The organism is Kitasatospora sp. NPDC059146, assembly GCF_042786665.1.
Lineage (GTDB): Bacteria > Actinomycetota > Actinomycetes > Streptomycetales > Streptomycetaceae > Kitasatospora.
This window is the reverse complement of record NZ_JBHZCY010000007.1, coordinates 95,191-118,708: the sequence shown is the minus strand read 5'-3', so window position 1 is coordinate 118,708 and position 23,518 is coordinate 95,191. Positions and strand designations below refer to the sequence as shown.

Annotated in this window: 19 protein-coding genes; 9 read left to right on the top strand and 10 right to left on the bottom strand. The window is 70.0% G+C overall.

The window, feature by feature from the left end; all coding sequences use genetic code 11:
- Position 1: 1 nt before the first annotated feature.
- Positions 2–3,334 carry a LysM peptidoglycan-binding domain-containing protein gene (locus tag ACFXPX_RS04980; RefSeq protein ID WP_380591658.1) on the top strand — a complete coding sequence of 1,111 codons (3,333 nt, stop codon included), beginning with the start codon at positions 2–4 and terminating at the stop codon, positions 3,332–3,334.
- 276 nt (positions 3,335–3,610) lie between these two features.
- Here the strand turns inward: ACFXPX_RS04980 and ACFXPX_RS04975 are convergent, their stop codons facing one another.
- From ACFXPX_RS04975 to ACFXPX_RS04960, 4 genes are all read right to left on the bottom strand, one after another.
- Positions 3,611–4,681 carry a hypothetical protein gene (locus tag ACFXPX_RS04975; RefSeq protein ID WP_380522466.1) on the bottom strand — a complete coding sequence of 357 codons (1,071 nt, stop codon included), beginning with the start codon at positions 4,679–4,681 and terminating at the stop codon, positions 3,611–3,613.
- 275 nt (positions 4,682–4,956) lie between these two features.
- Entirely contained in the window at positions 4,957–5,508 is a 552-nt protein-coding gene (locus ACFXPX_RS04970; protein WP_380591656.1) for a hypothetical protein, read from the bottom strand.
- Positions 5,509–5,751: 243 nt separating this feature from the next.
- Positions 5,752–6,558 (bottom strand): hypothetical protein, encoded by an 807-nt coding sequence (locus ACFXPX_RS04965; protein WP_380522464.1) that lies wholly within the window; start codon positions 6,556–6,558, stop codon positions 5,752–5,754.
- The gene (locus ACFXPX_RS04960) at positions 6,558–7,316 is read right to left on the bottom strand and encodes a hypothetical protein (RefSeq protein ID WP_380522463.1); all 759 of its coding nucleotides are present in this window, start codon (positions 7,314–7,316) and stop codon (positions 6,558–6,560) included. Before ACFXPX_RS04960 ends, ACFXPX_RS04965 begins: the two co-directional genes overlap by 1 nt.
- 109 nt (positions 7,317–7,425) lie before the next feature.
- Here ACFXPX_RS04960 and ACFXPX_RS04955 point away from each other — a divergent pair, with 109 nt between their 5' ends.
- Both ACFXPX_RS04955 and ACFXPX_RS04950 read left to right on the top strand, forming a co-directional pair.
- On the top strand, positions 7,426–9,246 hold the full coding sequence (locus tag ACFXPX_RS04955; protein ID WP_380591655.1) for a hypothetical protein: 1,821 nt from the start codon (positions 7,426–7,428) through the stop codon (positions 9,244–9,246).
- 48 nt (positions 9,247–9,294) lie between these two features.
- Positions 9,295–9,990: a hypothetical protein gene (locus ACFXPX_RS04950; protein ID WP_380591653.1), complete on the top strand. Its 696-nt coding sequence runs from the start codon at positions 9,295–9,297 to the stop codon at positions 9,988–9,990.
- A 73-nt stretch (positions 9,991–10,063) separates the two neighbouring features.
- Here ACFXPX_RS04950 and ACFXPX_RS04945 read toward each other — a convergent pair whose 3' ends face one another.
- The 5 genes from ACFXPX_RS04945 to ACFXPX_RS04925 all read right to left on the bottom strand — a co-directional run bounded on the left by ACFXPX_RS04945 (position 10,064) and on the right by ACFXPX_RS04925 (position 15,070).
- Positions 10,064–11,620, bottom strand: a complete 1,557-nt coding sequence (locus ACFXPX_RS04945) for a DUF2637 domain-containing protein (RefSeq protein ID WP_380591651.1) — start codon at positions 11,618–11,620, stop codon at positions 10,064–10,066.
- 208 nt (positions 11,621–11,828) lie between these two features.
- Complete coding sequence (locus ACFXPX_RS04940; protein WP_380522459.1) at positions 11,829–12,098, bottom strand: hypothetical protein; 270 nt, start codon at positions 12,096–12,098, stop codon at positions 11,829–11,831.
- Complete coding sequence (locus tag ACFXPX_RS04935) at positions 12,095–12,382, bottom strand: hypothetical protein (RefSeq protein WP_380591649.1); 288 nt, start codon at positions 12,380–12,382, stop codon at positions 12,095–12,097. Before ACFXPX_RS04935 ends, ACFXPX_RS04940 begins: the two co-directional genes overlap by 4 nt.
- Positions 12,383–12,660: 278 nt before the next feature.
- Positions 12,661–13,593 carry a ParA family protein gene (locus tag ACFXPX_RS04930; RefSeq protein WP_380522457.1) on the bottom strand — a complete coding sequence of 311 codons (933 nt, stop codon included), beginning with the start codon at positions 13,591–13,593 and terminating at the stop codon, positions 12,661–12,663.
- 19 nt (positions 13,594–13,612) lie between these two features.
- A complete protein-coding gene (locus ACFXPX_RS04925) occupies positions 13,613–15,070 on the bottom strand; it encodes a ParB/RepB/Spo0J family partition protein (RefSeq protein ID WP_380591647.1) in 1,458 nt (485 codons plus the stop codon).
- A gap of 1,017 nt (positions 15,071–16,087) precedes the next feature.
- On the opposite strand from ACFXPX_RS04925, the gene ACFXPX_RS04920 reads away from it, so the two are divergent.
- Together ACFXPX_RS04920 and ACFXPX_RS04915 are read left to right on the top strand one after the other, a co-directional pair.
- Positions 16,088–16,393, top strand: coding sequence for an endonuclease domain-containing protein (locus ACFXPX_RS04920; protein ID WP_380522455.1), 306 nt, complete (start codon positions 16,088–16,090; stop codon positions 16,391–16,393).
- Between the two features lie 193 nt (positions 16,394–16,586).
- Positions 16,587–17,072 carry a hypothetical protein gene (locus ACFXPX_RS04915; RefSeq protein ID WP_380591645.1) on the top strand — a complete coding sequence of 162 codons (486 nt, stop codon included), beginning with the start codon at positions 16,587–16,589 and terminating at the stop codon, positions 17,070–17,072.
- Between the two features lie 174 nt (positions 17,073–17,246).
- On the opposite strand, the gene ACFXPX_RS04910 is transcribed toward ACFXPX_RS04915, so the two are convergent.
- Positions 17,247–17,858, bottom strand: coding sequence for a hypothetical protein (locus tag ACFXPX_RS04910; protein WP_380591644.1), 612 nt, complete (start codon positions 17,856–17,858; stop codon positions 17,247–17,249).
- 373 nt (positions 17,859–18,231) lie between these two features.
- Between ACFXPX_RS04910 and ACFXPX_RS04905 the strand changes: the two genes are divergently transcribed.
- The 4 genes from ACFXPX_RS04905 (at position 18,232) to ACFXPX_RS04890 (ending at position 22,967) form a co-directional block, all read left to right on the top strand.
- Positions 18,232–18,516 carry a hypothetical protein gene (locus tag ACFXPX_RS04905; protein ID WP_380591642.1) on the top strand — a complete coding sequence of 95 codons (285 nt, stop codon included), beginning with the start codon at positions 18,232–18,234 and terminating at the stop codon, positions 18,514–18,516.
- 1,356 nt (positions 18,517–19,872) lie between these two features.
- Positions 19,873–20,904 (top strand): bifunctional DNA primase/polymerase, encoded by a 1,032-nt coding sequence (locus ACFXPX_RS04900; RefSeq protein WP_380591664.1) that lies wholly within the window; start codon positions 19,873–19,875, stop codon positions 20,902–20,904.
- Complete coding sequence (locus tag ACFXPX_RS04895; protein WP_380591640.1) at positions 20,901–22,448, top strand: phage/plasmid primase, P4 family; 1,548 nt, start codon at positions 20,901–20,903, stop codon at positions 22,446–22,448. The genes ACFXPX_RS04900 and ACFXPX_RS04895 overlap by 4 nt, the downstream gene beginning before the upstream one ends.
- A 150-nt stretch (positions 22,449–22,598) precedes the next feature.
- Positions 22,599–22,967 carry a DUF6009 family protein gene (locus ACFXPX_RS04890; RefSeq protein WP_380522449.1) on the top strand — a complete coding sequence of 123 codons (369 nt, stop codon included), beginning with the start codon at positions 22,599–22,601 and terminating at the stop codon, positions 22,965–22,967.
- Positions 22,968–23,518 lie beyond the last annotated feature (551 nt).

Here is a 23,518-nt window from a genome sequence, read left to right as displayed (position 1 = left end):
TATGCCCCGCCGTACCGCTTCCCGCCTCACCGCCGCCCTCAAGGGGGTGGCCGCCCTCGCCGTCCTGGCCGCGCTGCTCGTCGTCGTGCCGGTACTGCTGTGGCAGGTCGGCACCCTGCCCCACCAGGTGCCGGGCTGGGGCGACGTCACCGCCGCGCTGACCGCCCCGGACAGCGGCAGCCTCTTCCTGGGCGCGCTCACCCTCCTCGGCTGGGCCGGCTGGCTGTCCTTCGCCGCTTCCACCCTGGTCGAGGTCGCCGCGCTGCTGCGCCACCGCCGTGCGCCGCGCGTACGGGCTCTCGGCGCCACCCAGCGCCTGGCCGCCACCCTGGTGGCGGGAGTGGCGATGCTCCTGCCCGCCGGTGCCGCGTTCGCCGCCCCGCAGACCGCATCCGCCGCCCCGGTCTCCGTCACCGCGCCCGCCGCGGTCGGCGCGAGTACGACCGCCACCTCTTCCCCGGCAACGGCCCCAGACGCCCAGACCGGTCCGGTCCACCACGTCGTCGCCGGGGACACCCTGTGGGACCTCGCCCAGCACTACCTCGGCAGCGGCACCCGCTGGCACGACATCGCCGACCTCAACCCGCAGATCAAGACCGGCGACCTGCTCCAGCCCGGTACGGTCCTGCACCTGCCCGCCGAAGCACGCGAGACCCCGGAACCCACGGCACCCGCGCCCGCCCCGGAGACCGTCCCACCCGCCGGACACACCGTGACCGTCCAGTCCGGTGACACCCTCTCCGCGCTCGCCGAGAAGGAACTCGGCGATGGCGACAAGTACCCGCAGCTGCTGGAGGCGTCGAAAGAGGTCCGCCAACCGGGCGGGCGTCACCTCACCGACGCCGACCAGCTGTTTCCCGGCGACGTCATCGTGATCCCGGGACCGGCCACGGCAGCACCGGCCACCCCCGCACAAGAGCCGGCTCCTGCGCCCGCTGCCGACGTCCCCGCTCCCGCGGCCACCACGAGTGCCCCGGCGACGGCAGACACACCCTCGCCCACACCGAACCGGTCTGCGCCGGACGCCTCCGAGCCCGCCTCTCCAGCGGCCGCCGCCCCCGCTGCCCCGACGACACCCACGGCTGCATCCCAGTCCGCGGAACCGGTCGAGGCCACGACCGACGACGCCCGGTCACCGCTCTCCGTCCAGCAGGGCATCGGCGGGGTCGCCGCCCTCCTCGGCGCGGGCGCCCTGGCGGTCATCGCTGCCCGCCGCCGAGCCCAGCAGCGCGAGCGCCGACCCGGGGAGCAGATCGCCGTGCCGCAGGAGACCAGCCAGGCCGAGATGGTGCTCGACCGCACCTCCTCCCCCGTCCTGGTCGACCTGCTCGACCGCGCGCTGCGCACTCTCGCCCATCACCACCCCGAGGACCTGCCGCAGATCGTCGGCGCGCGAGTCCAGCAGGACCGGGTCGAGATCCTGGTCGAGGACACCGACGCCGAGGCGCTCACCCCGTTCAACGACCGGCCGGGCGGGTGGTGGGGCGTGCGCGGCGACCGCGCCGTCCTGCTGGACGCCGAGGAGGCCCGCACCGTCCCCGCCCCCTACCCGGGCCTGGCCACCATCGGCACCGCCGAGGACAACACCCTGCTGCTGGCGGACCTTCACCAGGCCCGCGTGCTGCTCCTGGACGGCGACGAGCAGAACGTGCGCGAAGTCGCTCGCGGCATCGCGATGGAGGCCGGCACCGCGCTGTGGTCCGACCACACCGAGATCATGACCGCCGGGTTCGGCCTGGAACTGCAGCAGCTCCTGCCCGCATGCCGCACCATGTTCGTCCCGCGCCTGGCCACCGCCACCGCCGACCTGGCACGGGTGATGGTCGAGCTCCACCAGGCCGAGCACGAGGGCGGCGAGCGGCCGCTGCCCTGGATGGTGGTGTGCAGTACCGTCCCGTCGCCGGACGAGCTGTACGAGTTCGCAGACGTCATTGGCAAGGTCCCCGCCGAGGTGCGCGTCGCAGCGATCCTGCCAGCGGCCGGCCAGGCCCGGGACCTCTTCCCGGACGCCGAGGTCCTGGATGCGAACCTCGTGACCGAGCTCCAGTCGCTTGAGTCGCTGGACGCCGAGGTCGTGCTGCAGCGCGTCAGCGACGAGGTCTACCGGCAGCTGACCGCCGACCTGACCACCGCGGCGCAACCCGCCACCTCGGCCGAGGGAGCGTGGGCCCTGGTCCCCGACCCCGACCGCAAGGCCTTCGGCCCCTCCTCCCTGACCAAGGGCAACACTGCTCCCCGCCGCCACCTGTCCCCGCTGGCCACCCAGGAAGAGGTGAGGACGACGTCCAAGGACGAGCGGCAAGAGGACATGGCGGTGGAGGCAGCCGGGGAGGAGACCGTGCTCGCCGTCACCGTCCCCATCCAGGCCACCGACGCCCTCCCGGCACCGGAGGCCGCGCCGCCGCTCCGGGCGGACGCCGTCGGCCAGGCCGAGGAGAGCGTCCCCGCCCAGGCCGAAGGCCCGGTGGACACAGCCGGCTCCCCTGCGGAAGAAGCCTCGGTCGAGGCTGCCGCACCCGTGCTGACGAAGGTTCCGCCGCGGGTAAGCGTGGTCCGCGAAGGCGATGCCCCCGTTCCGGCCGCCGGGTCCGCTCCGCAGGTGCAGGTGCTGGGGCCGCTGCGGATCACCGGGATCGGTGACGCGCCGATCCAGCCGAAGCTGGTGCTGCTGGCGGCGCTGCTGCTCTTCAAGTCCGACCGGGGCTACGGCGCGATCGCCAACAACATGGACCCCGTCAGCCCGTGGACGCAGTCGACGATGGACACCCACATGTCGCGCCTGCGGCGTCGGCTGGGCGTCGATTCCAACGGCGAGGCCTACCTGCGGCCCAAGCCGAAGGGCGTCGAGCAGTACGTCCTGAGCGAGGAGGTGACCTGCGACTACGCCACGTTCAGCTACCTCGCCCAGCGCGGCCTGCCCCACAATGCGGCCGGGGTCCTGGACCTTGAAGCCGCGCTCGATCTCGTCCGTGGCAGGCCATTCGGCGGAGCCGGCGCCCACACCTGGGCTGCACCGCTCGTCCAGACCATGGTCGGCCAAATCGTGGACACCGCCCACGCCGTGGCCACACTGCGCATCCAGAACGAGATCCTCGACATCGAGGCAGCCCGGCGGGCCGTGGCCGTGGGACTCGACGTCGAGCCGGCCGCCGAGGTGCTCTATCGGAGCTGGATGCGGATCGAGCAGCGGGCGGGCAACCAGGCCGGGGTGCGCGCTGTCATCGACCAGGTCCGGCAGATGACCGTCGAGATGGGGTGGGACGGGATGCTCCAGGACGAGACGGAGCAGCTGATCGCCAGACTCACCGCCAAGCCCACTGCCCAGGTCCGCTGACCCCCGCCCTCACCTGTGCAGGGCCCGGCCGGAAGACCTCCAGCCGGGCCCTGGCGCTTGCGCTGATCGGAGAAGTCCGGCTCGCCGGGAACAACGGGCAGCAGGACGGAGCGAGGTGCTGAGTTGGGCGCGGCCAGGAAAGTGGTGGCGAACGGCGCCGTCGGGAGCCACCGCACCCGACGGCGCCAGCACGGGCCGTGACAGTGGCTCGGCCCGGCGCGCTATCGGCAGACGCATGGGGAGGCCCGCTCGCAGCCGGTCCGCCCGGCTGGCGGGTCACCGCAGATCCCGCTCCGTGACGATCGCGGCTCCGAAGTCGGCACGGGCCCGCACGAGCATGTCCTCCGGTGGGCCACCCGGCGCGCACCAGGCGGCGAGGTCGCGGGTCTCAACGAGCCATCGGCCTGGGTGGATCTCGGTGACGTCCCAGCCGGACAGGTCGTGCACCCGGTCGAGGTGGCGGCCGGTCAGCAGCTGGATGGCGTGAACGTCGGGCAGGCGCCGGGCCCACAGCGGGTCGTTGCGGGACACGGCGTGGACGGGGACGGTGGGCAGCTCACGGCCGCGGTCCTGCCAGCCGTAGGACCAGCTCTGGGTCATGTCGACGAAGGCGAGCCGGGCCCGAGCCGCGTTGCTCAGAACGGCGTGCCGGGCCCGCTCCACCAGGGCTTCCCATCCGGCGGCCGGGTCGTAGACCTGGATGACGGCCAGGCCGTCGTCCTGCGCCCACACCCTGGAGGCCCGGGTGCGGTCCTCGTCGAGGTAGGCGAGGGAGGTGTGGGTGTTACTGAGGGAGCGCGCGAGGTGCCGGGCTATGTCGGTGGAGGGGCCGCGCTGGAGTACGGCTCCGGCGGCGAGGTGGACCTGTCCACCGCCAAGTCGTGCCCAGGCGTCGGCGTCTCGGCACCAGTCCTCGGCGAAGGGCCGCTCGGTGAGGGGCTGTTTCAGGGCGAGGAAGGCGCCAGCCCGGGGCCCGGCGCCGAATCGGAACCAGCGCGGTGGCATCACCGCAGGGGTGGCGGCGACCCGACCGGCGAGCCCGTGTGCTTCGAGTGCTCGGGCGAAGGCGAGGAGCCAGGCGGTCAGGGAGTCGGGCCCCCAGTAGTCCTTGAGCGAGACACCGGCGCCGGCCAAGGTGAGAACGGGGCCTTGGCCCCACATCGTCTCCCCCCTCCCGCCGCCGTTGGCCGCGTTGACCGCCGCCTGGACCGCGTCCAGCAGCTCGGCCTCTCCCCCAGTGTTCTGTTGTTCCGGCACGTACTCGATCTGGCAACCGTCGAAGCCGCGCACCTCCAGGTCCAGCTCGATCGATCCGTGGTCGACCCGGACTCCCCTCGGTGTGGTCATAGCCCGGACTCTACCGACGGCCGACGATACGAACGTGAGCCGGTCGGGGACCACGGGGTGGTGCCAGGTCCTGGCCTGATCATCGGTCTCCTGCTGGTGTCCATCACTGCAGGCCGACCCGGGTCGGATCGTCTCGGCGGCCGCCGTCATTGCGCGGTGCACCGTCGCGGTCCGGTGCGACGGCGCTGCCCGGCCCCAGGTCCCGCCCGACCTGTCTAGTCGGCCGTTTCGGTGATCAGGCGCCAGCGAGCCGGAGCCGGTGGATCCTTCCCCGCTCAGGCGACCGGCGCCGAGCCGTAGGGGCGTCCCAAGCCGAGGTCGTTCGGTTCCATGGACAGGAACACGACGGCCGCGTCGTGGGGGGCTCCGAGACTCTCCCGCGCACCGCTGATCACGTCCTGGGTCAGCCGCTCACGGTCCCACCGGGGATCCACGCTGACGCGGGAAGAGGAGGTGGCCTGCATCAACTGCGAACCCTGGTAACCGTCCGGCCGCATAACCTCGTACCAGGCGAGTGTCACTGTACAGAGGTACTCGACCGGGTCGGTTCCAGTGATTCCGAGGTCCTTCGGCTCCAGGGAGAGGAACGCCACGGCCGCGTCGTGGGGGGCTCCGAGGCTCTCCCGCGCACCGCTGATCACGTCCTGGGTCAGCCGCTCACGGTCCGACCGCGGGTCCACGCCGAAGCGGGGGAAAGAGGTGGCAACCCACCCCTGGGTCCTGTAACGAGTTGTGTGGCCGTCAGGCATCAGCGTCTGGGTCTGCGTCTCCCATGTGAGGGTGACGGCGCAGATGTAGCCGACGGCGTCGGGAACGGAACCGGCCATTGTGCTTGCTCCTTGGTCTTCGGTGGCGCCAACTGTGGATCGGGGCCTGCCGCTGGTCCTTGCCGGCACGACCTACTGCAGTTCCCCGTGCGGCGTCGGGGTCCGGGTCGGGGTCGGGTGGAAGCGGGGCGGCCGGTAGGCCCCGCCGGCCCAGGTAGGACAGGCGTCGCCCGGGACCAGGGGCAGGTCACCCGCGAGCTGGGCCTGCCGAATCTCGGCGATGTGAACTCCGGTGTCGAACAGTTACGGGGGTGACGAGGCGCTGGCTCCGCTGGCCTCAGCCAAGGCAGCCCGGAAGACGGGCACCAGCTCCGCAGGCATCCGGTAGCCGAGCAGACGTCGCTGGGCGCTGCGCTCGTAGACAGGGGTCAGTGGTTCGGCGATGTCTGCCGGCCAGCATCGGAGCCGACTGCCGCGGGCAAGGGCCTGCCGGAGTGCTTTGATGGTGGGAAAGGGCTGGCCATCCCGGTCCCGAGCGTCTCGTTCCGCCCACCCGTCTCCGTGGACGGCCAGGCGCAGGAGCTTGTCGGCCCCGTCGGGAAGGGCCAGCAGGATGCCCGCGCGCCAGCCGGTCCATTCGGTGTCCGTAGGGACCGGCCGTGCCCCGGTGTCGCCCAGGATGGCCCAGACCCGGGCAACAACAGCGGTGGACTCCAGTCGTTCGGGGGTCGCACTCGATTCGAGCTCATCGGCGTAGGCACGAAGTCGGCTCTCGATGGTCCGCAGGGTGGCAAGTTCATCGTCAGCCCGGTCCGGTGGGGCGTCCTGGGGTGCGGTCTGGTTCGGTGCGACTTCCCCGCCGATGGCACCCGCAAGGCGACGGGCCACTTCGACACCTTCGTCGTTGAGGCGCCATTCGGCGCTGCGGCCGTCGGCGGGAGGGGCGAATTTGACCAGGCGGTGACGCTTGAGGACTTCGCCGGTCTTAGCCGAGTACATGGGCACGGCCCGGCGGGGGTGGCTGAGGGCCTGGACCAAGGCCAGCTGCTGGGCCTCGCTCAGCTTCCGCTTCCGGATCAGGTCTCGCTGCTGGACGTCGGTGTACTCCACTACTGCTGCTCCCCGGTCGGCGTCGAGGTGACGGTCGGGTGGAACCGGTAGGGCCGGTAGGCTCCGCCAACTCGGGTGGGACAGGCGTCGCCCGGTACAAGGGGAAGATCGCCCGTGATCTGGGCCTGGCGGATCTCGGTTTGGGTGAGCGGCACGTCGCCGAAGGCCGTGAACTCCCAAAGTCGGGACGAGTGCTCGCGCCATCCGTCGGGGTCGATCCGGTAGACGCGTCGGACGACTCCGTCCACGGCGACGATGGCGAACTCGGCCTCCGCTCGCACGCCGGCGCCGATGGGCCAGACCCCTCGGTCGCTCGCGTACTGCGCCTGTCCGCCGACCTCGCCGAAGCTTCCCCGGGGGTCGCTCTCGTCATGCCGTACCCGATCGCGCCGCGAGATGACGACCGCGACTCGCTCGCCCTGGCGGGCGGCGCCGAACCGCTTGCGCACGGCGGGGACTCCCACACCGAGGGCTTGGGCGACGTCCTCCAGGGGGGTGCCGCTGTCTAGGAGTCCGAGTGCGGTCTGGTCGGTTCGACTGGAGAGGTGCCCGGTGGCGTGCTTGAGGACGCGTAGGTAGGCGAGGCGTTCGGCTTCGGTTGCGTTGCTGCCGTCGTACGGGTCGATGGGCCCGTCTCGTTGGCCGCCTTCGCTCCTGCCCAGCTCACGCGCGAAGACGGCGGTCAGTTCGTCAATGGCCAGCTCTAGGCGGTCGGTCTCGCTCGCGCCGGATTGTGGGCACACCTCGTCATCAGGCATGGGTTAACCGTAGTGTTCCCTTTCGCGAGAGGCAAATGGGATCACCTTGGTTATCTCCTTCGAAGGGGCTATGTTGGACCGCATGGTGGGAGGAACGGAGCCCCGGGGATTGAGCGACGACCCGCACACTCCGAATCCGCAGGATGCCGGGTCGGATGAGCTGCTGGCGCCCGGCCACTGGGGTGTGCGGATCGCTACCAGCGCGGGACCCTTCACGTTGTCGCACACGACGGTGGAACCCCAGACCCGAGGTCAGCTGATCGGGCACGCGATGGCCAACAGCCGGTCTGGCCCCGAAGGGGAGAGCCTTTCCCTGGAGATCCGTCGGCTGCACCGCATGCGGTGGCACCGCGTCATGCCGGCGATCTTGGCGGCCTGTCAGACGGAGGTACTCCGGAACCCGGTCGAACCGGCGGAGCTGGACCCGGAGGTATCTGAGAACGCAAGGGCATTTCGCCTGTGGGTACTGGGGCTGCTCGACCAGCCCGGCGCGCCGAAGCCGGCAGGGGTGGTGGACCTGGGCCCAGAGACTATCGCTGAGCCCTGCCGTTGGGGACTTCGCGTAGACACCGGCGACGGAGAGTTCATGCTGTCGACGGTCACCAGGAGCCCGATCACCGCCGCCGAGCTGATCAGTTCCGTGATGGCGAACACGACCAGCGGCCCGGCCGAACGTGCACTTTCAGTCATCGCACGGGATGCCGGGATCAGCTGGGCGACAGGACGGGCCCTGCTGCTCGCACAGTGCAAGGTGCAGCTGGTCCGACACCCCCCAGGAGTCTCGGCGGAACAGCAGACGCAGCAGCAGCGGGCGTTCCACCGGTGGGCTCGGCAGCTCCTGCTCAGGCACGCGGCGGTGCACGGCGGCAAGCACCCAGAAGGCGCCATCGCCGGCGCAATGATGCTGGAAGCGACCGTGGACGGCCAGGTCCTGCAGTTCACGGCCCGACACCCGTTGGAGCTCCCGCCCGAGAAGGTCCTGGAAGTGGCTGTCATGCGCGACTTGGCCTGGGAAGGCCAGCACGTGGCTCTGGCGTGTGCAACACAGTCCGTTGCGGTGCCCGACATCGTGCGGTACGCGGTGGCCCGGTTCGGACTGCGGGTGGCCCACCGCGCCGGTGAACCCATACAGCCGGCGCGGCGCATTGACATGGCGCTGGCAGAGGCGAACCGGCAGCTGCTGGCACGGGCGATGATCGAGGCGCTCAGCCACTGGGAGGACGAACGCGCTCTCCTTGACGAGCCGACGACAGCACGGTGCGGGCAGCATCCGAAGGGCCTCCGCTGCACGCGATGCGGACGGCTACAGGTGCGTGATGGCCGTTGGATCGAGCAGGTCGTGGAAGGCCTTGCGACGGGCTACGCACCCGAGTCCTGTATCCGCGCGGTCCCGGAACAGTTCAACGGCGCGCCCACCATGTGGTGGGTGCTGGGATACGAAGGCCACGGCGGCGCCAAGCGGCAGCTGCGAGTCCCGGCCCGAACCCTTTTCCCCGGCCGGGCGCTCCTCGGGTTCTTGCGGAACACCGAGATGGGCCAGGTCGCGGCGGCCCGAAAGGTTCCGCAGCTGGGAGTCCTCCAGTCGCTGGTTCGGCGTACCCGTCTGCGCGTGGAGGAAGGCCCACTGACAGCAGCCGCAGCAGCGGTCATCGGCCTACCCGCAGAGCAGCGACGTAAGGGCCAGCGATTCATCGGGCAGGCCTTGGGCCAGCTACCGCAGCGCCTCCCCGTCGACCTGGAGGCGACCCGGCTAGACGAGTTCGGGCCGGCCGGGTCGGTGTGTCTGCGAAAGGCGGTCTACGTCACAGAGGCCGACGCGCTCCGTCACCAGTGGAAGCGCGGTGACAAGAACCCGCCGCTGCGCCCGTACCCGTGCCCAGTTTGCGGGTTGTGGCATCTGACCAGCAGCGATGTGTCCGAAGCCGGGTGATCTGCGATGCTGCGCTCAGCCAGGCCCAGGACGCGCCAGAGGAGCAGCGTGAGCGACACCGTGCCCGCCCCGTCGGCGCCGGCGGCCATTCCTGGCGACCCGGCACGCCTTCATCTCACCGTAACCAGCGAGATCGGCGCCCCCGTCGGTCGAGGAGAAAGGCAGGAGCGGCACCGGCTCAACGTGCGGTTCCTGGCCGAGGGGGAGGACCCGCATCAGTGGTCGGCGGCTCACGACCAGGTGGGGGTGGTGGCCGTCCACCGGATCCGCCTGGAGCGGGGCGCGGTGGACGTCGGCGTCCTCGCAGCGGTGCAGCAGGCGGAAGTCCTGGAGGCGGAGCTGGCCGAGGCGGTGCTCGGGTCCGCGTTCACCCGCCGGGGCGGCCGCAGCCGCCTCGTCCCCGCCGTACGGGAGGCTTTGGGCAAGGGGCCGCGCACCGATCTCGGCGACCTGGTGCTCCTCAGCCACGTGTCGGTCAACGAACCCTGGGCCGGCACCGGCCTCGACGTCCTGCTGCTGGGTGAGCTCCTGGCCCGGATCGGCGGCCCCGCGGTCGTGGCGACCGCGCCGTCCTTCATGCGCGGCGGCCAGGACTGCCAGTCCCTGATGGCCTCGCTGCGCACCGCCGGGTTCGTACCGCTGGCGGAGCACACCATCGTGGCCGACGCCGCGCTCGTACCCGCGCTCTCCGGCCCAGCCGGCCAGGACCTGCTCCGGCGCTACGCGGCGGAAGCCGGCCACTGACCGGCTGGTGCGCCGGAGGGCAGCGAAACGGTCCGGCACCTACGAGTGCCGGACCGTCATCGTGGGGAGAGGGTCAAACCCCGGTGCTCTCCAGCTGGAGCTGCTCCTGGTCCTCCTGGGTGGTCAGCGGGAGAAGGTCCTTGAGGTCGTTGTAGTAGCGCTCGACGCTGCGCAGGCTCACCGGCTGGTCTTCCTTGCCCCGGGCCCGGAGGTTGTAGGGGTGCTGGAAGAGGTGCTGACGGAGTTCCTCCGGCTCGGGGTAGCGTCCGTGCTCAGCGACCCAGGCGGCAAAGCCGATGGTCCACTTCGAGGGGATCCCCGCGTTGAGCGCCTGGTCGGCCAGGGCGGGGTCGAGCTTCGGCAGGTCGTTCTCGACCAGGCCGGAAGCGGGCGCGGCTCCCTCGGTGCGGGTGGTCTCCGCAAGGGCCGCAGGGTTTTCTCGCATCGGCGCCTCGGGCCGTCCCGCATCCGCAAGAGCAGTGCGGGCGTCCAGGGCATCCGGCTGCCCGTACGTCGCCGTCAGGTCCACCTCCGGCTCGGCCCGCACCGCATGCACCGGCGCCGGAGCCGTCCCCGCAAAGCCTCCCGCAAGGGCGCTGACCTGTGAAGTCTCGGAAAGTACGTGCGCAGAAGCCGGGCTTTGCGGAACGAGATGTCCCGCATCCGCAAAGACCTCGCCGCCGTGTCCCGCATCCGCAAAGGACTGCGCGACGGGCTCCCGCAAAGCGGTCGGCTGACCGTACGCCGGGCCCGCAACGCTCTCCTGCTGCGCCCGCACCGGCCCCGCCCATGCCACCGCAGCAGCGGACGGTATCTCACCGTCCGCTGCGGACAGCTCCTTGCGCGGGCCCGCGACCGTCGGCAGCTGGGCCGCGCCCTCGGGCTGCGGCTTCGGCTGGCCGTCGGCGGCTGCTCGCGCGGCAAAGATCCGGTCCATCGGCTGGGTGGCGACGCCAGCGGCCGCGAGGCCGTCTTCGTAGGTGATCTGTATCGGCACGCCCAGCTCAAGTAGATCCACTGGCAGGCGCGCGGCGGCCGGCAGCTTCTCATCCGGGCCGACCCGAGCGTCCTTCAACAGGGCGAGGTAGATGAGCCGATCCTGCTCCAGCCGAACGGCGTCGTCCACACGCCGGATCTCCCACAACTGCATCCGCCGCCACATCGCCCAGGTCCGACGGGGAGCGAGCAGCCAGCGCATCAGCCGGATCCTCTCGATCGTCCGATCGGAGCTGAGCTTCGCGAGGCGGGCGATCGCGTGCCGCGTCGCCTCCGAAATGATGATGAAGAGCACCGGGATGACGGCGTGCATCCCGGTACCCAACGGATCCGGCCAGGACGCCGCGGCGTTGAACGCGATGGTCGCCACCGTGAGGGCCCAGGCGGTGGGGCGCAGCAGCGGGAAGGGGATGCGGAGCCAGGTGAGGACGAGGTCCAGGGCGAGGAGGACGAGGATGCCGACGTCCACGCCGATCGGGAAGGCGTAGGAGAACGTCCCCATGCCGACGCCGGCTGCCAGTTGGCGGACCGCCAGGTAGGAGCCAGCCAGGCCGATCAGTGCCACGATCGTGGCGCCCACGGCGACGAGCGTAATCAGCGCCCAGTGGGCCTTGGTCAGGACCGGTCGTGTCACGACACTCTCCCCCTTGCGTTTGGTGCTCAGGGGGGCAGTTTTTCATGTGGCCCGGACGGGGCGTGCGGTACATACCTGGTCAGGGGGCTTGGAGCCCCGCGCGGGCCATTTCGGCACCCTCTGAGATCGGGGTGATGCGGAGCGTACAGCTGATCTTCCTCGGTCAGCCGGTCCGAGCCCGGCCTGGCTCGGCGGCGCCGTGCCGGGGCTACGGGCCGACGATGACCCAGGTGATGAGGCTAGCCCCGAGCGTCGGATGGTGCCTGTGCAGAACGCTCACCCCGCGCCCGCCGGTCTCCTCGGGGTCGAGGCGCACCACGTAGTCCTCGGCCTGCGGGTCGTACGACGGCCTGCGCTCCCCCAGCCTCGGGGTCAACTCCAGCTGCGCCCGGACGTGCTCGACGGCGCGGAGCTCTGCCGGTGTGAGGCCGGGGAGAATCTTCTCAGCCTCGTCGGAGAAGACGGCGAAGTTGGTCACCGGCCAGCCTCGGCCAACTTGCGGCGCAGCTGGGCGGCCGACGTGGCCACCGGCATGGTGAGTGCCGCCACGGCCTCGGGGGTGGTGTTCTCCTCGACATAGGTCTTGTACCGCTGGATGAAGTCCTCGAACTCGTGCAGCGGGACGTCGTCGAGCTCCTGCTCGAACCGGTCGAGCTCGGTGGGCACGCCCAGCGCGGCGAGGCCGGCCAGAGCGGCACGCACCTCGCGCACGTTGGTCATGGGCGGGGGTGTTGGATCGGCGTACTGGGCTGCGGTACTCATCGCGGTGCTCCTCCCGGTGGGCTCGTGGAAGACGCTACTCCCCTGACACACTCCCCAGGACACCAATGTCTTTTTCTCCGGCCCGCCCGTCCGGCAGAGGGGCTCCGGGTTTCGTCGGCGAAACCTGCGTGCTTCCCGGCGCGGTGTGGGCCAGGGATGTCGGGCGCCCGTCTGGCAGCCGCAGGTTTCGTCGACGAAAGCGCATCCGGCCCGGGGCCTGGCCTGGAGACGGCACTGGGCGGGCGCAGAGGCTCTGCGCCCGCCCATGGTGTTCTGGCCTACCGCTTGAGCAGGGGCTCCAGCACGTCCGCGACGGCCTTGAACTCCTGCACCGGCTTGTCGTCCTCGGAGTCGCAGTAGTAGCGGACGGGCTCCTGGTAGCGGACGCTCTCGCCGACCAGGACGGATTCCGAGATGGTCGGCAGGACCCGGTGCTTGTAGAAGCTCTGGATGTCGGCCACCATCTCACCGAAGTGCGACCCGCGGTTCTTGGGCTGGGTGCCGTTGATCAGGACGTAGCGCAGGTCAGCGCACCCTTCGGAGAACTCGTACCGGTCCTCGGCCTTCTCGATGAACTTCGTGAGGTTGTGCAGGGTGTCGTCGTCCTTGGTGTCCGGCTTGACGCAGCCGATGATGGCGTCGCAAGCGGCGATCTCGGAGTACTCCAGGATGTCGAAGGTGCCGCGGAAGTCCCAGCAGATGAGGTCGACCGTGCCCTTGGGCACCGCCTTGATCGCGCTCCTGAGCCACATCTCGCCCTTGCCGTGGCGAGGATTCGTGATGTCGTTGCTCGCATCAACCATCGACCGAGACCCGAGGACGAGGCGGAGGTTGGGGATCTCCTCGAAGCACTCGTCGCGGTCGTCCGCCAGATCGTCCCACTCCTCGACCGGCACCGTGCGGCGGCGGGCCGGCACTGTGGCTTCGAGCAGCGTGGCCCGGCGGTGGAGGACGTCGTAGATGTTCGTCATCCGCGCCAGGCGGGCGTCCATCGCATCGACCCGCTTCGGGTTGTGCTTGCGGTTGGTAACGCCGTATCCCAAGTAGGTGCTGGCGGCCATGGTCTGGTCACCGTCCCCGACCCACACGTTCCAGCCTCGGTGGGCGAGCTCGACGGCGGCGTTCACACAGTCGTTGGTCTTGCGGGTGCCGCCGCCCTCGTTGGCAAAGCCGATCACGACGGGGCCGTCGGGGTACCTGCGGTTTCGCATCAGTCCTGCATCTCCAGATTCATGCCTGCTCCACCGGAGTGGCCGTCGTCAGCAGGTCGCTCTCGGTCGGGGTGGGCTCGTAACCGTGGCGCACGAGGCCGCGGAGGTGGTTGACGTCGTAGCCGCCGGAACGCCGGGCCAGACGGATCTGGGCGTCCGCAGCGGCGATGGCCTCGGCGCGACGGGCGAGCTCCTGCACGCCGTCAGCCGGGGGGATCCCGCTCGCGTCGAGGAGGTCCTGCGCTCGGAGCTGCACAGCCTCGGGGGCGTTGTTGATCAGCGCGATGAAGACCGACTCGACGATCTCGTCCGGGTCGCGCTCGGAGGCCAGCAGCGCTGCTCCCGCCTTGAAGCGCGCAAGATCGTCAGCCTCCTCACGGAGCTCCTCGGCGTGCTTGCCGTCCTTCGTCGCCGGCGCCTTGTCGAGACCGGTGCGCTTGGAGGGGTTGTCCACCGGCTGCGCGGGGATGCGGCCCGTGGACTGCTTCTCGCGATCGCTTCCCTGGTCCGGGTTCGGCTGGTCTGCTGCTTCCGGGCGGCCCGGGCGCTGGGGGGCGTGCGCGTCGGAGGTGTCCGTCTCAGGTTCAGCGCCGGTTTCCGGCTCAGGCGCCGGTTCCTTCGGAGCCGGCTTGGGGAAGTCCAGTTCGACGAGGTCCTTCGCAATGAGTTCGAGGTCGCGCATCCGCTGGTAGGCGACCTCCATCCCCTCAGCCCCGTACTTGGTCAGCAGCAGGTAGGCGGGGTCGACGCCGAGCACTCGACGGCCGATGGCCGTGCGCACCTTGCCATCGGGGACCTCGTTGTAGAGGCGGATCTTCTTGGAGATGGCAGCCTCGCTGAGGCCCTTGTTCCGCCGGCCCAGCTTGGCCTGGATCTGCTCGGCGGTCAGCCCACGGTCCTTGAACCGCTGGAGGAGCCTGCCCTCCTGGAGCGGGTGAAGCCCGGCCCGGTTCTGGTTCTCAGACCAGATCAGCTCGTCCATCTTCTCGATCTGGTCATCACGCAGCACCATCGGCAGCTCGGTGGCACCGTTGGCGAGCGCGGCCCTGTACCGGCGCTCACCGGCGCCGAGGACCCAGTAGGTGTTCTCCGGGAGGGTCTTCGCCTCCTCCTTGTACTTCTCAGCGAAGACGGCGTACGAGATCACGGTCGGGTCCTGCTGAACGCCGAGCTCGTCGATGTTCTCGGTCAGGTCCTTGAAGGAGTCCTCTTCCCACTCCCACTCCTCACGGATGTTGACCGGGTTCGGAGCGACGTGCTCCAGGGGTGCCAGGAAGCGCTGACCGTTTACGACGTGCCGAGGGGTCTTGCTCTCGTTCCGCGCATCCGTGTCAACGTCGGTCGCCGATGTCTCCGGCGAAGTCACGGGCGCGTCGCCGGATTCCTGCTCGTCCGCAGAGCTGGCTGAGGCCGCTTCCGTCTGCGGGTTGTCCTTGTTGGCGTTTCGTCCGGTACCGCGGTTGCTTCGCCGTGACACTGAAATTGACTCCTGGCGCTGAGGATCTCGAATCAGGAGAACCCTAACCGGCACGCTCGGTACATATCGGCCAGGGCGGCCCCGCCGTGCTCCGCCACGCTAGCGGGTTCGCCTCTGACGGCGCCGCGGATCGGCAGGACTCCCCACGGAAGAGGGCGGAGCAACTGGCCCTTTCGTTGACGAAATCCGCCTGGATGCGTGGTGGCCGAGTGCGGCGGCAGCTCAGCTGTCCCGTCCGGGCACACCTGGTCTCGTCCGGCTCCAGTTGTCCGGCTGTAGCTGGCCCTGGGCGATCGACCGACCAGGCCCTGGCGCTTTCGTCGACGAAAGACATGGTCGGTGCGGGCGGGCTGTGGGCCGGCGCTGCTTGGGCGTTTTCGTCGACGAAAGAAACTGGCTCCGGGGTGGACGGTCTGTCGCTGGCGTGGTGGAGCATGGACCGCTGACCGTTTGGGCGGCCTTCTGAGGGGATTGGTCATGAGGACACCGGCAGGGCACGAGGGCGATCTGACGCTGGAGGACTTCCCCGAACACCGAAGAATGGCCCTCGTCTGGAGCTCGGCCTTGAATCCGGACGCCCTCGCCCTCGCACTGAGCCGGGTCCGGCCCGGCGACGTCTGTCAGGCCCGCCAGACGACGCCGGAGGTTCCCGCTGTTGCCGTTCGGGGAGACGACGGGCGCTACCACCTTCGTGGTGAGACCACGATGCTCTGCTCCGTCGACGAGACGCACTGGCCGGCCTGGATGGAGCACAAGTTCGGCCGTAGCCGTCGGGACTCGGAAGGCAGCTGGCGGCACTTGTTCCGGGCGCGGTGGTGGACTGACGACGACGGGCGGGCGTTGAGGCCGGCCACCGCCTCAGTAACGGACCCAAACGTCTTGGACATGGACGTGGTCTGGCGGGTCAACGAGATGCCCGGTGGCAGGGAGCCGGGTACCGTACCGGCTGCGAGTCGCTGCCCCGTCGCACCGGCGTACCTGTGGCCCCCGCTCCCGGCAGCGAGCAAGGTAGGCAGGATGCGCGCCCACCTGGTTAACGTCATGGGGCCGCTGTGCCAGCTCTGTGGTGTCCTTCCCGGCGCGGTCGTTGATCATGATCACTTCTCGGGCCTGGTGCGCGGCCTGCTGTGTGGAGTGTGCAATACGGGCCTGGAGTCGTGCCTGCACCTGGACGTCTGCCCACGGGCCGAGTACCTCAACGCCCAGCCCGCCGCTCACCTCAAGCTCCCCTACCCGGACATCGCAAAGTCGCTCGCAGGACTGCGTCACGTCGAGAGCCGGATCGCCGCGCTCGGCTACGACCCGTTCGCTCACCTCCGCTGATCCGCCGACACTGCCCCACCAACGCCGTCCTCGGCGTGCGACGGGAAGTGTCGCGTCAACGTCGGGTCAACGTCGTGGTGACCCAACGCCTCCGCCGCGAGGATTGGTCCCCAGCCGGCCCGATCGCGGGTCGCCTGCCGCAGCTCCCCGGTGTCGGGTATCCCGGCTCCGGGGCCGTCCCCAGGGGGGAACCATGCGCAAGATCACCGAACGTCTCACCCAGGCAGCCGTCGCCGGCGCCATCGCCGTCAGCGGCACGGCCATCAGCGCCGGCAGCGCCCACGCCGACAGCGCGTACGCCTGTCGCTCCGCGAACACGCACGGGCGGTACGCAGCCGTCTACGGCAGCTCCGTCTACCTGGACTCCTGCTACAACGTTCAGGACGACCGCCGCACGATCGAGGCCCAGGTCGGGTTCCAGAACTACACCGGCCAGGGTCTGACGTATTGCGCGCACGCCTTGAACGTCAACAACATCAACGGGCCCTGGGCCCACGACTTCGGCTGCACCTCCTCCGGCGACCTGACCGGCACGGTGTGGGCCGGGCGCGACCCGGGCTACGGCTCGTCCTGGTCGGAGTGGACCGCGCCGGCGGGCACCTACGTGATCTCGACCGGAGTGTGGATCGACGGCCACTACTACGGCGATGTGCAGAGCCCGAGGACCACCATCGGGTAGCCCCCACCTGCGACCTGTTCCTCGCCCACGTTGCCGAGGACGACATCGCGACGAGTGCGCGGAAGCACCGAAGGTCGGGGGAACGGCTGAGGTGGCACAGCCCACCGCTGAGCCTTTTGGGAGCGTGCTGGCCAGGGGAGGAACCCGGGCTGGCCGGCTGCCAGCCCTGGGAGGTTATGCCGGTGTGCCGGCCACGATCACGCTGTCGTCGATGCGGAACTCGATCCCGGTGGTCTGCCCGGGCAGGGCGTCGGGGTCGACCGTGGAGGCGAACTGGGCGAACTTCGAGTAGAGCGTCCGGCACCGTGCCGAGTCGACAAGGTCTGGTCCGGCGGATCCGGTGCGCAGGGTGTCCAGGATCCTGGTCAGATTGTGACCGGAGAGGTTGACGGACTGCATACCGTCCTGCAATTTCTGGACACTCCCTTCCCGAAGGTTGGGATAGACCGTGAACTTCACGGAGTACACGCTCGCGGTGTTCGGTCCACGGTAGTCCGAGGGGTCATGCGTGCACTTGGTCCAGGTGGCCTTCCAGTGGCCGAAGGCGCAGCGCGCCACGAAGGTCCAGGTGTCCTCGTGGCACACCAGGGTGAGGTAGCTGACGCCGGCGGCGAGCTTCATCGTGGTGTTGTGCTCGTCGAGACCGACCGTGTTTGCCTGGAGGACTGCTTGTTGGGCCTCGCGGTCGTCTTCGCGGAAGCGCTTCTCCACTTCCCATTGTTCGCGCGCGATGTCACGCTTGAGCTGCTGGTTCTCTTCGTACTGCTTGAGCAGTGTTCGGAACACCGGGACTCCTCCGCCTGTCGGCCATGTCACTTCGTGCTTCGCGCACTTGACGGAGCGTAGCGGCACTGGAGGCCTTCTCGTACGGGTGGCTGCCGGGCCAGGGGCGCCGTCGGGCCCGTGCGGCTACGCACGCCGGCTCCGGCTTGGAGCTGTGGTTGCCGATCGAACGGCTGCGGGCTGCGGCACCTCAGGGCCCTTGCCGGTCCTGACGCGTGAGCGGGCCGGGTCTGGCCGAAGCGTTCGACGGCTCGGGCGCCCGTCAGGGCCCCGCCCCGCGACTCGGGTGCGGCTACGGCAGCGCGGACTCCCCAATGGGTGAGTCAGCAGTCTGACCGCACGGTAGTGGAGGAGGGGCTGCGTTGTGGGGGCGTGCTTGACTACCGGGTTTTGCCAGGAGGTTCTGCGCGCGCACAGCCTGGAGTGGACCTGCCTGCTGCCGTTCCACGACCTGGAGGACGACCACCAGGGCGACGTGGTCGGGCGGTTTCGGGCGGCATTCGCCGAGCTGTCCGCAGCGGGGCGGGAGGCGCACGAGGGTGTTCCGGTTGGGCCCGGTCACGCGGTCCTGGCGGCCGTGGGGGAGACGGACCCGCAGGTCGCGGTGCTCACCGCGTTGGTCGTCGCGGAGACGACGGAGGCCGCGGCCCGGGGCACCTGAGGGTCGGCGGGGGAGCGGCGGGAGCGGGCGTTCCCGGTCAGGGCGGCTGGCCCTGACCGGTTGTGGCCGGCGCGGACACCGCAGGTCGGGCATGGCACGGTGCGGACATCGGTCGAGGTCACTCGCCAGGTGCCAGTGTGGACGGACTGACGCACACCGGGCTTCCTGGTCGGGGCGCGGCCCAGGCCGTGCCGACGTTGGGGGTCGGCCGGATCATGGCGAAGGTGCGGCTCCGGTACCAAATCATGGGGCCGAACGGACGCTGCGTTCACCTGATCGATCGACTTCGGCCACCCGCTCGGCGGCTCGTACGGGGACACACCGTCCGCAGGTTCTGCGCGGGGACAGCGCGACGGGTTCCTCCCGTGACCATCGGCACCGCCCCAGCGTTATTCGACGGCGCTCTCCGGCGGTCCGGAACGCTCACAGACGGCCGGGGGGAGGAGTTTGACCCTGGACAGACCGTCAAGACGCTCCTCGCTCGGCCTGGGCTTCGCCAGCTCGGGGCTACCTGTCAGGAGGCCTCGGGGCGGTAGGTCTTCTGGTGGAGCGACGGAGAGCTTCGGTCCCTACCCAAGATGTCCGGATCGGAAGGGACCAGCAATCGGCGTTCTCCTCGTCCCTGCTGCCGGCCAGAGTCAGGGACCGCTGATCAGGCTTGGGTCTCTACCCTCGGAGACGTTCAGTCCCTGTGCATTTCTGCAGTTCAAAGCACATCTGACTACAGCTCCAGGGACTGGAGGGACTGGGATTCCCCATTATGAGCAGATCTCCTTCTCTGGGTCGGTTACGTACGCGCCCGCGCACAAAGGGGTCACTGCCTCACGTAATCAAGTTCCGCTCATAATGGGGAATCCCAGTCCCTCCAGTCCCTGTTCATCGGCCATAATGGCCTCTGACCTGGGAAAACATCGAAGGGACCGAAGAAATCCGGGCCCTGACACAGAGTCCGTACAGCCCCTGGCTGGCTGGCCGGTCACCTTCGCCCCCCCAGGGACCGGAGGGTCTGGAGGGACTGAGCTTCGAACAGCGGGCCAGTGCGCGGCGTGTCCGGAAGACACGCCGCCGGTGATCGCTACAGTCGGAGAGTTCGGAAAGTCAGTCCCTTTGGTCTCTCTCAAATCTGGGCAAAGCGGCTTACGTGCAGGCAACGTGCCCTTTCTGGCCACGACCTGAGGTGGTGACCAAAGGGCCGAGGGCGGGGATCCCCACCGGCTCACGCTAGGCTCTGCCCATTCCAGATTTCAGTCCCTTCGGTCCCTCCGGTCCCTGGCCGCTCCCCACGGCTGCGACCAGGGACCGGGATCCAGCGAAGGACAGAGCGTGCACATCGAGCAGAGCGGCGATGCCCCCGCGATGCCCGTACGCGGACTCGCGGGGGCCCGCTGGTGCGCGGCCCAGGCTTGGCCCGTTCATCCTCTCGCCCCTGGCCGCAAGACCCCCGTGGGAAGCTGCAAGAGCTGTCGCGACCTCAGGGACGACCCGCAGGACTGCGCCTGCATCGCACAGGGCCGGTACTGCCATGGCTTCCACGCTGCCACCACGGACCCGCGGCTGGTCGACATGTGGTGGCAGGAGGGACCGGACTTCGGGGTCGGCGTCGCTTGCGGTCCCGCGAACCTGATCGTCATCGACGTTGACGCGCACTCCGACACGGTTCCCGACCGGTCGCTGCTTCTGCCGGGAATCCGGATCCCTGAGCAGGTCAACCTCGAAGGCCTGGCCTCCGGGTACGACACCCTCGCCCTGCTCGCCGCCTACCGAGGCCAGCCCGACCCGGCGCACGACACCTCGACGTTGCGGGTTCGTACGCCCTCGGGAGGCCTGCACATCTGGTACTGCAGCACCACGGCCTTCCGATGCTCCACCGGATCCAGCTCCAAGGTCGCCCTGGCCTGGCAGGTGGACGTCCGGGCCCACGGCGGGTACATCGTCGCGCCCGGCACGTGGACTCCCGCCGGCACCTACCAAGTCGTCGGCGATGGCCGACGGCCCGCCCCACTGCCTACTTGGCTCGCCTCCGAGCTGACCCGCACCGGCCACCGGATCCCCGCAGCTGGCGAGAGCCCTGCCCCGGTCAGCGCAACCTCGGGCCGACGCAGGCCCCGCGCAGCTGCGCGCACGCTGGGCCCGCTTCTGCAGGAAGTCGCGGGCTGCGCCCGCGTTCCCGAGGGCGCCGGCTTCACGGAGAAGCTGAACCGGGCGGCCTACACCGCCGGGGGGCTGGTCGGCGCCGGCGCCCTCGGGCAGGACGAAGCCTCTGCGCTGCTGCTGGCCGCGGCCCTGACAGCCCGTCCCCGGCAGGCCCGCCGGATCGAAGACCTGATCACCGCTTCCCTCGCGGCGGGTGCACGGCGCCCGCTCCACCTTGAAGGACGTCGTTCATGAGCACCGCCGACGCTCCGCGCGGGTTCGACGCCGTTGCCGCGGCACAGGAGATGCTGGAGTTCGAGGAACAACTCGTCCCCGCCGCTCCCCTTCCCGCGCAGAAGGCGGGCAAGGTTGCAGTCGTGGGGCAGGAGGACGGCCTCCTGCCCCACACCCTCACCGACCGCGGCAACGCCAAGCTGTTCATCCGCCTCTACCAGGACACCTTCCGGCACGTCGAGGGTTTGGGCTGGTACGAGTGGGCCGGCTACCGCTGGAAGCGCGGCGCGGAAAAGGCAGCGCTGTGGGCCGCCGGGGAGCTCGCGGAGCAGATGCCCGAGAGCGACCCCGCCCTGGTGTACACCGATCGGGAGGTCGCCTTCCACCGCCGTCGCACCAGCTCCACCGCGGGCATCAAGGCGTTCCTGGAGCAGGCCAAGTCCTCCCCGGCCCTGAGCATGGCCGCCGAGGAGCTGGACAGCGACCCCTGGGCGTTGTGCACCCCGGCAGGCGTCGTCGATCTGCGCACCGGCCGGCTCCACAAGCCGTCCCCGGCCGGCGGCTGCCATTCCCGAGCCACCAGCGTGGCGCCCGAGAACATGCCGACCCCGCGCTGGACCCGCTTCCTCGACGAGACCTTCGGCGACGACGAGGCCGGCAGGGAGATGATCGACTTCCTCCACGTCCTGCTCGGCTACTCCACCACCGGCGACGTCGGCGGCCAGGTCCTCCCCTTCCTCTACGGTCACGGCAAAAATGGCAAGAGCGTCCTGCTCGACGTGATGCTGCAGCTGCTCGGCGACTACGCCGACGCCGCGCCGCCGGGCTTTTTGATGGACCGAGGGGCGTACAACGAGCACTCCACCGAGCTGACAGAGCTCCATGGACGACGCCTGCTGGTGTGCTCCGAGCTCAAGTCCACCGACCGCTTCGACGAGGCCCGGGTCAAACTGCTCACTGGCGGCGACAGGATCAAGGCCCGCCGGATGCGCCAGGACTACTTCTCCTTCCTGCCCACCCACCACCTGTGGCTCCTCGGCAACCACCGGCCCGAGGTCACCACCGGCGGCTTCGCCTTCTGGCGCCGCATCCGTCTCGTGCCCTTCGAGCGGACCGTCTCCGACGAGAACAAGATCGACAACCTCGCCATGGAGCTGGTCCGCGACGAGGGACCGGGCATCCTCCACTGGGTGGTCCAGGGAGCCGGCCGTTACCACGACCTGCGCGAACGGCGGCAGGCCGGTGCCGGGCTGCCCGACCCGCTGGAAGGACCGTCCCGGGTACGGCTGGCCACCGACGCCTACGCCACCACCGAGGACACCATCGGTCGGTTCCTCTCCGAGTGTTGCACCCGCAACAGCGAGGAGACAGAACTGCGCGTGGAGCAGGGCCAGCTCTACGCGGCCTATGTGACCTGGTGCACATCCGCTGAGGGCATCCGCCCCACGAGCAACCGGGCCTTCGCCACCCGCGTTCGCACCGATCTCGGCCTGGCCACCCCGAACGACATGCTTAAGAGCAACGGCCGCAAGTTCTATCCCGGGCTGGGCCTCCTTGCCGACTGACAAACTCCCCGCTGCGGCGGCTGGCGGATCAAGCTGGAAACCGACCCCGGCCGTCTACACTCCGCAGACCGCGCCCGCCTACGATGCAGACGGCACATCTTCTTCTCCCTCCACCACCTCGCCCACAACCAAGAAGGAAGGCCTTCGGTCATGAGCTCGCTACTGGATGGCAGCGCTCTCACCCACGAGAAGGACGTGGTCTGGCTGGAGGACCTCTCGGCGCTCGACTACGTACGCCAGACCATCGACAAGACCCCCCGTCGCCAGGGCAAGCCGCGCTGGCTGCGCGACGGTCGTATGGTCGGCTACGCCGAACTCGATGCCACGGCAGAAGCCGACCCCGACAGCGGCCTGCACCGGCGCCGGGTGTTCTTCCTGCTGCCCCACGACCGTGACCTTGAACCCGACGGTCCCTACGCCGCCGGCGCTCCCGGCGAGGCAGTCGACCCCCGCACCATCAAGGCCAAGGCCGTCGGCATGAAGACCCCGCGTTCCCAACGCGGTCGAGTCGGCGCCTGACTCCTGCGCTCCGCCAGAAGCGCAGACGCGGCACCCTCCCGGCCAGCGGGGCGACCGCGACGGGCCCTTGGCCACTCGCCATCTCCGGCCAATACCCGGGGCTGCCAGGGCCTCGGGCCCACCTGGGTACAGCAGGGGAACAGCGTTCCCTTCTACGACGCCGCGCGCGCTCTGAATCGTTCAGTCCCTGTGCTGTTTGCCCAGTCCCTGATGGGGCACGGCGACCCCATCAGGGACTGGAGGGACTCGCTTTCCCAACTATGGGCAGACCCTGTCGCGTACCGGTGGTGGTCGTGCGTGACCCGCCTGCGACCGGACCCGCTAGATGGCCAACGGGACGGGCTTGTTGGCCAGTCTTCCGACAGCGCGGGCGAGCTGCGCAGGAGCTGCTCGGCTGGCCAGTTAGCGTTCCGGGCACAAGTCCAACGGGCGCAGCAGGCGGGTGAGCTGGCGGCCGCGGGGCGGGGGGGGGGGGCGGCCGGGCCCCGCCCCCCCCGCGGGGGGACGGCCACAAACCCCCCCCCCCCGCGCGGGCCCCCCGGGGGGGCGCC